The following is a 12133-nucleotide window of genomic DNA, read 5'->3' on the forward strand; positions in this document are numbered from 1 at the left end:
GTTGTTAGCTGGGAATAAATGTAAGACTGATCTTTAGTTTGACCAGCGCGTTGGCCTAACGGCCTCGTTTCAACTTTGTGAACTCACCGTACCGGTGCCGCTAGCTCGGAGCGTGATTTGGGGGCTGTTTTCTGTCGGAAGTCTTCGAGCAGGCTGGGGTCTTGGCGGATGAGCGAGAACATGATGACTATTTGCACTGATATCAGGCTCACCACAAGCACCATGGTTTGCAGCACCACGGTGCCAATGCTGCGCACCCATTTGTCCTCCACAGGCATGCGGGCTGGCTCGAGCAGTTGGCGGAACACCCACGCAGAATAAGCCATGTAGGGCAACATGGTAAGCATCATCCAGGACTGCAGCGCCGGGAAGTAGCGTATCAGCAGCAGCAGCGGAACCATAAATACGGTGGAGATGATGGTGGTGGTACCGGATATGAACGCCTGGCTAAGCAGCATCTCCGCGAAGTTGAATTTTGAAGGCCGCAGCAGCCACACGGCCAGCGCCGCATTTGCGGGCAGAATGATCAAGTAAATCAGCGTAGGATACTTGGCATAGAGCTGCATGTAACGCTCCATTACGAGTTGCACCAGCCGCGGCATTTCGGCTTGCTGGGCAGCTGGTACGGGGTTTATGCCCACTGCCGAGAGCAGCAGCATGCTCACGGCGGTAATCAATAGCAAATAGGTGATGGGCCGGAAGTGCTGGGCCCGCCGGCCGGCCATGTACTCGTGCAGGGTGGCGCCGGGCCGCGTTAGCATCTGGCGTAGGGTGTAGCCAACGCCCTTATCGACGTGCCAGATGGAGTGCGGCAGATCGTGAAACAGCAGGAAGCGCAGGGTGAAGCGGTGCGTGTGGTGCGCATCTTGCCCACAGTGGGCGCAATACCGATCGGTGATGGCGGTGCCGCAGTTAAGGCAGGCGGTGGCGTGGTGCGGTGCTTCGTCGGGGCCAACGGCTGCCAGGCTTGGGGCAGGCGCTAAGTTAGCGGTGGTATTCATGGCGGTTGGTGTGGTGCTTAAGCCTGAATAATAGAAAATTACCCGACACTTGAAAGCTCGCCCGAACGCCGGCCTAGGTGGTACGTAAGCAAGGCTACGTCACCACCGTCCGGAATGAGCTATATGACAACATCTATCCGATGCTTGCGGGCCGTTGCGGCCGCCTTGCCGTTGCTGCTTAGTGCCTGCGGCGACCAAAACACCAAGTCGCCGGTGCAGGCCCCAGGCGCCGAGAAATCAGCTAAAACCAAGGTGCTCGAAGTTGGGGCCGATGTGCTCCAAGGCAAAGCCCCGCTGCGCCAGCTCGACATGTACCTCGACGGCTTTCACTTCTACAACGGCCGCATGAACGAGCAGATGGAGGCGCACCACTTCTGTCAAAAACTTAACGAAGACGTAACGCAGTGCGTGATTTACGACGGCAACGAAGCCGGTGCCAAAATCATGGGCATCGAGTACATCATTTCGCGGCGGTTGTTTGAGAAGCTGCCGGCCGAAGAAAAGAAGCTCTGGCACAGCCACAGCTACGAGGTAAAATCGGGTACGCTGGTAGCGCCGGGCATACCTGAGGTAGCCGAGCACGAGCTGATGGAGCAGATTGTGAGCACCTACGGCAAAACTCTGCACACCTGGCACACCGACAAGGACAAAGAACTGCCCTACGGCGGTCCGCAACTGATGATGGGCTTCACCAAAGATGGCCAAGCCGACACGGCCATGATAGCCCGCCGCGACCGACGCCTAGGTATATCGAGCAAGGAGAACCGCGAGCGGCGTGCCGACATCCAAGCCCCACCCGTGCTGCCCGGCGCCAATGCTTGGGAGAAAGGCGAGGTGCGGCAGTTCAGCATCAGCAACCAAGCCGGCAGCCACAACCACTAAGTGAAAGAACGAAGCTCCCCTCCTCAGCTGAGGAGGGGACGCGGCGGTTTACCGCCGCTGGGGTGGTTGACAATCGTTGCTGACGCCCGCACCATCCGCCTGCCAGGCCTGCCACCCGCTCCACCCGCAAAACCACCTAGGGGCCCAAAGCACAAGCGCCTGCCCCAGTAGCTGGAGCAGGCGCTTGGTGTTGTAGCTAACTTAAGTCAGAAACCTAGAAGCGGAACAGCGGACGAGCCGGGTTCCAGATGCCCCACGGAATCATGAGCAGCACCAGCAGCAGGGCAATGCCGAAGTAAATGGCGGCGCGGCGGTGCTTGGTTACGTCGTCGGCGGGCTTTTTGGAAAGCGAGCGGCCGATTTGGGCAAACACCACGGCCAGAACCATGGTGGTAATGTGCTCAACGCCCCAGAAACGGGCCGCGGGGTCTTTCATCACGGCACCCATGCCGCCGGCAGCCTCCATGCCTTTCACGCCGAAGGGGCTGAGGGCAAAGTACAGAATCAGGCCAAGCAGCAACTGCAGGTGCATCGAGCCGATAAAGGCAGCACCCATACCGTTGTCGGCACCGGTGTAGGGTTTGCGGCCAAGCCAGCCCGAGAGGGCGCGGAACAGCGCAATCAGGCCAAAAATCAGCACAAGCCAGCGCGACCAAGAGTGCAGCAGCAGTACGATGGAGTAGGCAGAGGTCATAAGTAGCGGGTTGGTGAGGCGGTAAAGGTCGGGGGCGCGGCCGAAAATGCCGCACGCCGCGGCAAAAATCAGCGGTGCAACTCGCCCTCGAGCGGGTACACTTCCTCCGGAATAAATTGCTCGCCCTCTTGCCGCAAAATGGCCAGGTTGCTGATGCGCAGCTTCAGGTTGTAGGTTTGCTCGTTGAGGTACTGCAGCACGGGGCCCAGCAGTTCGGGGGTGGTATCGTGCAGGGCCAGCGAAATGTGCGGCAGCCACAGCTCGGGCGTGCTAAACTTATCGGTGCGCAGGCACAGCGGGGCCGTAGCCGCCAGCAAGCGGGTGTGCAGGCGATTTAGCTCCTCGGAGCGCAGCACCGGGATGTAAATAACCGGATTGGGCCCCGGAAACAGCCCCAGCCCCGTGGTGTAGGCCTCGAAAGGCGGGGTAGTGGCGGCTACGTCTTCGAGTACTTGCTTTAAGGATTCGTGCTGGCTTACGCCGGCCAGCAGGTAAGTAATGTGCGGGTCGGGGGTGTCCTGCACATCGTCGAGCCCGAACTCATCTTCCAGGCTCTGAATGATGCCGTTGATCAGGGACGCGTTCTGCAGGTTCAGCAGGGAAGTAATAGCTAGCATATGCCGCGCTTAAACTGCCGAAGGGCTCTGAAGGTTAAGGCCGGGATTGGCTTGCTGGCGCATGGCAGCATTAAACTGCTCGCTCTGGCCGCGCGGAATGCTGAGGGTTTGCCACTCCTCGCCGCGAAGGTGCTTGGCGAGTTGAACCAGCTGGCCGGTGTGGTAGGCATAATGGGTTATTTGCCGCTGCAGCGCACCTAGGGCGGTGTAAGGCTCTTGCCTGATGTATACGGTGCGCAGCCAATCGGCGGGGTGCTGCTCGAGGTGGTCGAGCACAGCCCAGAGCACGGGCCACGCTTGCTGCCACTGCTGCTGCAACCGCGCTACGGCCGCGGGCGAGGTCGGCTCCTCAAATTCTTGGTCGCGGTGGCGGTCGGGCTTTTCGCCGTCGGTAGTCCAGAAGTCGGTAAAGCGCGAGCGAAGATTGCCCACGAGGTGCTGCACCAGCACGGCCGCGCTGTTCGACTCGGGCCCTGGGCGCCACAGCCATTGCTCGGGCGTGAGCTGGGCCAGGGCCTTATCGGCAAGTGCTTTGTATTGCTGAAAGCCATGGCGAACGGTGGCCAGCAGGCCGGCCGCCAACGCATCGGGAGCTGACATAAGCAGGGGCAATAGGGTGGGAGATGGTGCTGCTAAGGTAAACGGCCGCCCGGCATTGCGGCCCAACATCGGCCACGGCAACGGGTTTTTCGTTTACGCACTGGCCAACTAGCCCCATCAGCAATGCCTAACGTTCCGACTACCCAACCCGAAGTTGCGGCCAGCGCCCCGCCGCGCCGGCCGCGGCGTTGGCTGTGGTGGGTGGGCGGCGCGGTGCTGCTGCTGGTGGGGCTGGCAGCCCTAGGTTTGCGCCTGCTCGACCCCTGGCTGCAACGTACGCTGCAGGAGCAGGTAGCCCGCAAAACCAACGGGCAATATGAGTTGCGCATTGGGGCGCTGCGCACCAGCTTGCGGCAAGGCTCGCTCACGCTGCGCAACGTGTGGGTGCGGCCCGCTGGTTGGCCCAAGCACAAGCAGGCAGCCGGCCAGCCCGCGCTGTGGCTGCTGCTCACCGTCGACCACGTGCGCGTGGGTGGCGTAAGCTTAGGCGCGTTGCTGAAGGGCGAGCTGGTAGCCGTGGATACCGTGCTGATTGAAACCGTGCGGGCGCAGGTACTCAGCACACCCACCAACCCCGCCGGCACCAAACCCCTGCACGAGCAATTGCCCAAACGCATACCGGGTATTCGCATCGGGCATTTTGCGCTGCGCGATGTGCGCGCAGCCTCGGGCCTGCAGGGGCAACGCTCCCAGTTGCGGCAAGGCAACCTCGTGGCGCAGGATATCCTGATAAGCCGCGGCGGTGCTTCCGACTCAACCCGCCTAGGGTATGCGTCGGCCTTCGAGATGAATGCCACCGGGCTCGAGGCGCAGGTGCCCGGCCACCACGTGCGCTTGGGGGCGGCGCGCTTCAGCAGCCGCAGCCGGCAGCTTCAGCTCGATTCGTTGCGTGTGGTGCCCGTGGCTGATAAGCAGGCCAAGCCAGGCAGTACCAAGGCCGATCTGTGGTTGCCGCAGGTGCGGCTGAGCGGCCTGCAACCCAGGTTGCTGCCGCGCCGCGTGCTGCAGGCCGATTCGCTGCGCGTTGTGGCTATGCGCCTGCAGTTGGCCGCTCCCGCAACACCGCCCCCGCCGCTGCACAAAATGCTGGCTCCTTACCTGCAGCGCGTGCAAGTAGGCCATGTGCACCTAGGGCAAGGCCAGCTGCGCGTAACGCGCGTATCCATGATGCCAGAAGTGCGCGACCTCAACATTGTGGGCACCAACATCCGCATCGACTCAATTGCTGCCAAGGATGCCCAGCGGGTGCTGTACGCCCGCGACTGGCAGGTACGCACCGGCCCCACCCAGCTTCGCATCGATGCTCCTTACTACCGCGTGCGCACCGAGCACCTAGGGCTGAGTACCCGCGGGCGGCAACTGCGCATTACGGGCTTGCTGATTCAGCCGAACATGGGTCCCGAAGCCTTGGCCCGCGGCAAAGGGCACCAGGCCTCGCACGTCACGTTCCGGCTGCCCGAGCTGCGCGTAACCGGGCTCGACTTCGGAGCTCTGGAACGACGAAAGGCCGTGCTGATGCGGGAGTTAGAGCTGCGCAACCCGCGCCTGCACATCATCAGCAACTCCAAACACCCCATCAACCCCAATCTCTCGGTGGTAACGCCCGAAAACGTGGGCAAGCTGCCGTTTCGGCTCGATGTGCGTACGCTGCGCGTGCGCAATTTCGATATGCGTTTCACCTTCACGGGCAAGCGGGCGTTGCGGCCGGGGCATTTTACCATTACGCGCCTCAACGGGGTAGGCACCAACATCAGCAACGACCCCAAGCGCATGAGTGCCGCTCGCCCCGCCGTGCTGCAAGCCACAGCCTACCTAGGAGGCAAGTGCCGCCTGCAAGCCAAGGCCTGGGTGCCGCTGCTCGATGCCAACGGAACGCACCGCGTGGAGGGCACCTTTGGCCCCACGCCTTTTGCGCTGCTCAACCCCGTTACCGAGCCTACGCGCTTTGCCCGCTTCGAGCGGGGGCAGCTGCACGGGCTGCGGGCCACGCTGCTAGTAAACCGCCGCGAGGTAACCGGCACCGTATGGGCCCGCTACTCCAACCTGAAAGTGGATTTGCTGAGCCGGCGCGGCGGTGGCCCCGACCGGCAGAAGCTGCTGACCAAAGTGGTGTCGAAGGCGAGCAACGTACTGGTAGTGCGCGACGACAACCCGCGCAGCAAAGGCAAGCCGCTGGAGCCCGGCAAAATTCGCTCCGACCGCAACCTGCACTACGGTGTGTTTTCGGTGTGGCTGCAGGGCATGAACAGTGGCCTGCTCAACAGCGTAGGCGTGCCCAGCAAAATGGCCGAAGAAATCAGCGAGCTGTAGCGCTTTGGTGCCCAGCGGTACAGGCGCTGGCAGGACCTAGGGCGCAAGCATCAGGCAGAAAAAACAACGGCCCGGAACACGCGTTCCGGGCCGTTGCAGTAGGCGAAGCAATGGTGCTTAGCGCGTCAGGATAAGGCGGCCGCTCTGGGTTTTGGCGCCCGTCGAGAGCTTGTAGAGGTACGTACCGGCAGGCAGCTTGGCGCCATCGAAGGTGTGCTGATGGAAGCCGGCGCTCTGCTGGGCATTCACTACGGTTTCAACCTTGCGGCCCATCACGTCATATACCTCCAGCCGTACGGGTGCGGCTTCGGCCAACTGGTAGGTGAATACCGTGCGCTGTGCGAAGGGGTTGGGAGCAGCGTATACCGGCGCATCAATGGGCGGAGCAGTTTCCGTTACGGTACTAGCAGCGGTGGCCGAGGCGGTGCTGGCAGCAGCATCCACGGGGGCAGAGGTCCACTGATCGTGGGTGCGCGTTACGATTACGGCAAAATCGGCCCGCTTTACTTTTTGCTGCGGCTTGAAAGTGGCGTGCAGCGTGGGCTGTAAGTCGTAGGGGCCTTGCATCACGCTGTAGTAGGCGTTGATGAGGTTCATATCCAGAGCTACTTGCACGTAGCCCTCTAGGCCGGCCGGAATCTGTGCCGCATCGTCAATGGCAATGCGCTGGCCGTTTACCTCCACCGTAACGGGGCCGGTGGCTTGCTGCGCTTTGTTTTGCAGCCCTAGGCTTTGCACCAGCGAGTACGCCAGGCTAGCCCGCGTAACGGCGGCGTTCGGAGCAAATACACCGGCCGAAACCGGCTGCATCACGCCGTTTTGCACGTGGTATCGGTCGCGCAGCGCCGCACCGCGGGCCGTTACCGATTCGGCCAACAGCGCCTGCGCCCCCGATACGTCGCCAAACGAGTTGGTGCCGCTTACGGGCAGGTACTGGCGCACGGCCTGGCCCATCAGCAGGTAATCGGCCAGCTGAATGCGGCTGAGGTCTTGGTCGGGCTTAAAGCCGTTGCTCAGGCCATCCATCAGGCGTTTGCTGATGGCCAGCTGAATGGAGGCTTCGGCCGGGTGGCCCGCAGCGTCGCCCAAGCCCGTCGAACCTAGGGCTTTGTTCAGGGCAATGGTGCCCGAAACGGTTTCGGGTAGGGCAGCGCCCTGCAGGCCATCGAGGCGCACCGTCCAGGTGCCGGCCTCGGGGCTTGCTACGGCTACTGCACGGCCGGGGCTGGTGGCAAACAGCACCGAAATGCCCGATGCGTAACGCTTACCGCTCGGCGACAGCAGCACCAGGTTTACCGGGTTGCCGGTTTCGCCCAGCAGGCCAGTTACTTTGCAGCTGACCTCCAACGACGAGGTGCCGGCCGGTACCGCAAACGTTTGGCTGTTGGTGGCCGTGGTAGCCGGGTTGAAATTAATGGTGAACGGCGCGTTCGAAACGGCCGAGTTCACACTGCTGTTGAAGGTGCGCTTGGCGTTTACCGTGGGGCCGTAACCGGCAGCTCGGAAGGCGCGGTCGACGGCGGCGTAGGCGTTGGCCATGCCGTGGCCTATTTCCCACGACTCGCGGTTGGGCAGGTTGGTAGCGGTTTGCTCCAAAATGCTCTTCACCTCGGCCGGCGTCAGGTTGGGGTTAGCGTCCAGCATCAGGGCCACAATACCAGCTACATGCGGTGCCGACATGGACGTGCCGGTCAGGTGCGTGTAGAAGGGTACGTGGGCTGGCTCCAAGTTTTCAACGTCCTGCTGGCTGCTTAGCAGCCCAATGGGCGACACCGCGCGCGTCGACACGATATCGGTGCCGGGGGCAGTTACAGTCGGCTCGTCGCGCCACGGAAAGGTTTGGCCATCGATGGTTACCGTGCCGCCCACGCCCTTACGGCCGCGCGACGACGAGGGCGCCAGCACACCCGCTTTGTCGGAGTTGGCTACCGTAATTACCCACGGGGCCTTTTTGTAGTTGCCCGTAATGGTGCCCGAGCCCGCCCCCGAGTTGCCCGCCGAAAACACCACCACAATGTTGCGGTCGACGCAGCGCTTGGTGGCAATGGTAATCGGGTCGTTCGGGTTCGGCTCGGTGGCAATGTCGGAGGTGGTGCCGAAGGAGTTGGTGATAACGCGGATGTTGTACTGGAACTGATTGACCAGCGCGTAGTCGAAGGCGCCTACCACATCCAGAATAAACAAGCCCGCGCCCGTTCCGTAGCCGATCAGGTCGGCACCGGGCGCTACGCCGGCGTGCTTGCCGTTGGAGGCCGCACCCGTGGCCCCCACAATACCGGCTACGTGCGTGCCGTGGCCACCGGTTTGGTCGGTATTGGGCACGTTTTCGAGGTAGGTAATGGGCAGCAGTGCGTTTTGGGTATTTAGGTTGGTGGTGCCCAGTACGTTCTGCTTCAGGTTTTTACCTAGGGTGTGGTCGGGGTGCGTGCCATCAATACCCGAGTCGTTCACTACCACGCCAATGCCCTTGCCCGACACCGGCAAACCGCCGTTGCGCTGCGTAAACAAAGGCTCGAGGCGGGCGCGTTGCGCACCCGTCAGGGCGGTGGCACCGTCGTTGTCGCGCACCAGCGAGCGGTTCAGGTAAATAGATGCCACGTTGGGATCCTGCGCCAAGCGGTTGATTTGCGAGCTGGTGGCCAGCACACCCGCCACCGGCAGCGCGCGCATGGTTACGCCCTGCAAAATGCCCAGCTGCTGCAACGAGAGCTTGTTGGCCAGGGTAGGGGCCGAGTTGCCCTTAAAAGTCACCACCACCTGATGCAGATCAAGCGGATTGGAGAGAAGAGGCTTCAGGTGTGTGTCGAGGTAGGCTTGTGCGGAAGCAGCCCCGGTGCTGCCCATCCAGAGCAACACACCGAGTAAAGTTTTCTTCATAGAGTACTGTGAGGTAAGGGTTGTGCCCACATGTACGAACAAGCCTGCCGTAACGGTTTTTACACCATTGAAGAATATTTATTGAAAAATGAATAATAATCGCAGGCGAATATTATGCACGCCTCATAATTGATAGTGTTTTCTTGCGAAGATTATTAATCAGTTCTATAGGACTTAAGCTCGAATTTAAATAGTATAATTCATTAAATCATGCAATTGCCCAGTGCGGCTACAGTGTTTAACCAATACCTGAAAGTTAGCTTTTCAGGCCTGTCAAGCTATCGAAACCCCGCAGCCTCAAGCTCAAAAAAGTTACCCAGGCTATAGCCTGCGTATGCATTAGCGGCAGTCTCGGCTAGCCAACGGCAAATCCTTGCACCAAAAGGATGGCTAGTTCGTTTAACAACTACCGCCAAGCCATGCCCGGCGGGGCAACGCCAAGTCCAATGTCGGGGTTGTTGCGTAAGTTTCGAAAGCAGCAACCGAACCGAAGCAAGCGGACTTCCTCCCCAGAGGTGCCCAGGTTTCTTTTAGGGCCTGCATACACGCACCTCTTACCGCTTGGGATAATGATTATTTGGGCCGCTTTTTTTGCGCACTGGTACCTGTCACTGTTTGCGCAGTCGTTCTTTCAGCACCGCTACGCCGCGCACCGCATGTTTAGCATGCACCCGCTGTGGGAGCGGTTTTTCTTTGTCTTTACATTCCTGGTACAGGGCTCAAGCTTTATGTCGCCGCGGGGGTACGCGCTGCTGCACCGCATGCACCACGCCTACTCCGATACCGACAAAGACCCGCATTCGCCGCACAACTCCACCAATGCCTTCGGGATGATGTGGAAAACGCGCACTGTTTACCAGGAGGTGCTGAAGGACGAACACCCCAACGCGCGCCGGTTTGCAAGCGGTGACTACCCCGAGTGGGTAGCCCTCGAAGAGTTTGGCAACAAGTGGTACACGCGCGTGGGTTGGGGCGCGCTGTACGTGGGGTTCTACGTGGCGTTTGCCACGGCGTGGTGGCAGTACCTGCTGCTACCCGTGCACTTTGCCATGGGGGCCGTACACGGCGCCATCGTCAACTGGGGCGGGCACAAGTACGGCTACCAGAACTTTGATAACCACGACAAGTCGCGCAACTCCTTGTTCTTCGACTTCCTCACCGGCGGCGAGCTATTCCAGAACAACCACCACAAGCTGCCCATGCGCGTCAACTTCGGCGTAAAGTGGTGGGAACTCGACCCCACTTACCCCGTCATCTGGACATTGGATAAGCTTCGGATTGTGCGCATCAAGCGCAAAGAAGGCCACAGTACTGTACCAGTAGCGGCCTAATTGCAGATGCAATTCGTAAGCAAAGCGGGCTGCCACCTCTCCCAGGTGGCAGCCCGCTTGCGTTTGCAGGGTAGCTAGTCCTAATCAGGTAAAGAAGCCAAAACTGGCAGCTCGATCCGGAAGGAGGAACCTTTGCTTTCCACGCTCTCAAAGGTGATATGACCGTTGTGCAGGCCTACAATCGTTTTAATAACCGACATACCTAGGCCGGTGGTTTTCTCGCCGCGCAGGCCTGGGCGCCGCGCTTTCGTAAACTTATCAAACAACACCGGCTGCAGCGCCTCCGGTATGCCAATGCCGTCATCTAGTACGCTGATGCCCACGCCTGCTGGTAAGGGCTCTACCTTAATGGTGATGTTGCCGCCATCGTGCGTAAACTTGATGGCATTGGAAATTAGGTTGTTGAGTACCTGCTCAAACTTGTTCTTGTCGCAGTTGACGTAAATGGGCTCGTTGGGGGCAACAAAATGGAAGTGTTTGTCCAGTTTTTGCGCCGAGCGTTGGTATTCTTCCACTAAGGTGTGCGCCCACGCTACCATATCCAATCGTTCGCGCTTCAGCACTACGTTGGCGGACTCCATAAACTCCTGATCCACAAAATCCCGAATTAGATCGACGCTATCCTTGCAGGTTTCGTGCAGTAGCCGAACCAGCTCGTTCAGGGAAGCATCTTGGTACGCCAAGGATTGCTGAGCAATGTGCTCGGCTAGCTGTTGCGCTACCACCAGCGGGCCCGCCAGGTCGTGCGACAGAATTTCGAGCGTAGCGTTCTTTTTGGCGTTGTACTTGTGGGCATTATCCATGTACTGCTTGGTGCGCGTGATGTCGTGCGCGGTGCCGCTGAGGTACGTTTCGTTGTTGGGGCCATTAACGCGCATAAGGGTGAGGCATAGCCATTGTCGGCTTCCGTCGGGGTGTTTGAGCCGTAATTCCACATCCTCAATAAGCTCGCCGCTGAGCGCGCGGGCGAGCTTATCGGCCAAGAACTCCAAGTCGTCGGGGTGCATGCAGGCTTTGAGCTGGGGTAGCTCTTCGTTCACGTACTCCACATTACCACCTAGGATACGCTCGTAGGTAGGGCTCACGTACAACACGCGTCGCGAAGCAATATCGTACAAGAAGTAAATGGCTTGGCTACTCTCAATGAGCGGCCCAAATAGTAGCTCAAAATCGACCATAGGATCGGGTACAATGAGTAGTAGTGTACCACCGTGCTGTGCATTTAGTTGTGCAAAACCGCCTGCTCTGTCGCCCACAAATCCCTAGGGCCTTGGTGTTACTACTGCTGTGCCACAGTGCGGGTACGTAGAGAAGGCAACCCAAAATCAGCAATTGCCCTATGGCTAAACCCGTATTAATCCAGGATCAATAGGCAAGGCTGCTCCGTTAAAGGGCAAATAATCGGACAATCGACCGATCGGTACACATTCCTCATCTGTCCTTTCTAGGCACCATTTGCCGTGTTACAACCAGTTACTGCCAATCACCTACACTTGCACCTAGTGCCTGCCGGGCGTCGTCTCGATTTCGATACCAGCCCCGGCAGCTACGCCTACGTTTACCGCCGCTGCCGCAACCAGCAGTGGCAGTGCGTAGCCCAAAACGCCTGCAGTCCTTACCTGGATCAGGCCGTGCTCGAGCCGAGCGCCGCACCCGAATACATGGTGTACTACCGCAACGCCGATGGCACTACCACCGCCGAAACCACCGTGGTTCGTGCCGACCCCGCCGGCATGCCAATCAGCCCAAGCTGGATTAATTTAGCCTAGGCGCAGGCAGCACGAGCTGTAATAACCCAAATGCATAGCTGGATCTTCGCTT

General features: G+C 59.9%; 10 protein-coding genes. 4 read left to right on the top strand and 6 right to left on the bottom strand.

Annotated features, from left to right (window positions below):
* Positions 1-83: 83 nt before the first annotated feature.
* The gene (locus ASU33_RS07355) at positions 84-1001 is read right to left on the bottom strand and encodes a DUF3667 domain-containing protein (protein ID WP_059069750.1); all 918 of its coding nucleotides are present in this window, start codon (positions 999-1001) and stop codon (positions 84-86) included.
* A gap of 123 nt (positions 1002-1124) precedes the next feature.
* Between ASU33_RS07355 and ASU33_RS07360 the strand changes: the two genes are divergently transcribed.
* Positions 1125-1883: an OBAP family protein gene (locus tag ASU33_RS07360; RefSeq protein WP_059069752.1), complete on the top strand. Its 759-nt coding sequence runs from the start codon at positions 1125-1127 to the stop codon at positions 1881-1883.
* 214 nt (positions 1884-2097) lie between these two features.
* Here ASU33_RS07360 and ASU33_RS07365 read toward each other — a convergent pair whose 3' ends face one another.
* From ASU33_RS07365 to ASU33_RS07375, 3 genes are all read right to left on the bottom strand, one after another.
* Complete coding sequence (locus ASU33_RS07365) at positions 2098-2577, bottom strand: hypothetical protein (RefSeq protein ID WP_059069754.1); 480 nt, start codon at positions 2575-2577, stop codon at positions 2098-2100.
* Positions 2578-2645: 68 nt separating this feature from the next.
* Positions 2646-3194 carry a 2'-5' RNA ligase family protein gene (locus ASU33_RS07370; RefSeq protein ID WP_059069756.1) on the bottom strand — a complete coding sequence of 183 codons (549 nt, stop codon included), beginning with the start codon at positions 3192-3194 and terminating at the stop codon, positions 2646-2648.
* Between the two features lie 9 nt (positions 3195-3203).
* Entirely contained in the window at positions 3204-3794 is a 591-nt protein-coding gene (locus ASU33_RS07375; RefSeq protein WP_059069758.1) for a DUF1572 family protein, read from the bottom strand.
* Between the two features lie 123 nt (positions 3795-3917).
* On the opposite strand from ASU33_RS07375, the gene ASU33_RS07380 reads away from it, so the two are divergent.
* On the top strand, positions 3918-6104 hold the full coding sequence (locus tag ASU33_RS07380; protein ID WP_059069760.1) for a hypothetical protein: 2187 nt from the start codon (positions 3918-3920) through the stop codon (positions 6102-6104).
* Positions 6105-6221: 117 nt separating this feature from the next.
* Here ASU33_RS07380 and ASU33_RS07385 read toward each other — a convergent pair whose 3' ends face one another.
* Entirely contained in the window at positions 6222-8981 is a 2760-nt protein-coding gene (locus tag ASU33_RS07385; RefSeq protein ID WP_059069763.1) for a S8 family peptidase, read from the bottom strand.
* A 569-nt stretch (positions 8982-9550) separates the two neighbouring features.
* Between ASU33_RS07385 and ASU33_RS07390 the strand changes: the two genes are divergently transcribed.
* Complete coding sequence (locus ASU33_RS07390; RefSeq protein ID WP_059069765.1) at positions 9551-10312, top strand: acyl-CoA desaturase; 762 nt, start codon at positions 9551-9553, stop codon at positions 10310-10312.
* A gap of 80 nt (positions 10313-10392) precedes the next feature.
* On the opposite strand, the gene ASU33_RS07395 is transcribed toward ASU33_RS07390, so the two are convergent.
* A complete protein-coding gene (locus tag ASU33_RS07395; RefSeq protein ID WP_059069767.1) occupies positions 10393-11490 on the bottom strand; it encodes a PAS domain-containing sensor histidine kinase in 1098 nt (365 codons plus the stop codon).
* Between the two features lie 282 nt (positions 11491-11772).
* Between ASU33_RS07395 and ASU33_RS07400 the strand changes: the two genes are divergently transcribed.
* Positions 11773-12081, top strand: a complete 309-nt coding sequence (locus ASU33_RS07400; RefSeq protein ID WP_149867093.1) for a hypothetical protein — start codon at positions 11773-11775, stop codon at positions 12079-12081.
* Positions 12082-12133 lie beyond the last annotated feature (52 nt).

This window comes from Solirubrum puertoriconensis (assembly GCF_001483135.1).
Classification (GTDB): Bacteria; Bacteroidota; Bacteroidia; order Cytophagales; family Hymenobacteraceae; genus Solirubrum; species Solirubrum puertoriconensis.

Bases quoted from the DNA above. Each gene is read 5' to 3' on its own strand.
- ASU33_RS07385 (WP_059069763.1), bottom strand. From the start codon at position 8,981: ATGAAGAAAACTTTACTCGGTGTGTTGCTCTGGATGGGCAGCACCGGG.
- ASU33_RS07395 (WP_059069767.1), bottom strand. From the start codon at position 11,490: ATGGTCGATTTTGAGCTACTATTTGGGCCGCTCATTGAGAGTAGCCAA.
- ASU33_RS07365 (WP_059069754.1), bottom strand. From the start codon at position 2,577: ATGACCTCTGCCTACTCCATCGTACTGCTGCTGCACTCTTGGTCGCGC.
- ASU33_RS07380 (WP_059069760.1), top strand. From the start codon at position 3,918: ATGCCTAACGTTCCGACTACCCAACCCGAAGTTGCGGCCAGCGCCCCG.
- ASU33_RS07375 (WP_059069758.1), bottom strand. From the start codon at position 3,794: ATGTCAGCTCCCGATGCGTTGGCGGCCGGCCTGCTGGCCACCGTTCGC.
- ASU33_RS07360 (WP_059069752.1), top strand. From the start codon at position 1,125: ATGACAACATCTATCCGATGCTTGCGGGCCGTTGCGGCCGCCTTGCCG.
- ASU33_RS07370 (WP_059069756.1), bottom strand. From the start codon at position 3,194: ATGCTAGCTATTACTTCCCTGCTGAACCTGCAGAACGCGTCCCTGATC.
- ASU33_RS07390 (WP_059069765.1), top strand. From the start codon at position 9,551: ATGATTATTTGGGCCGCTTTTTTTGCGCACTGGTACCTGTCACTGTTT.
- ASU33_RS07355 (WP_059069750.1), bottom strand. From the start codon at position 1,001: ATGAATACCACCGCTAACTTAGCGCCTGCCCCAAGCCTGGCAGCCGTT.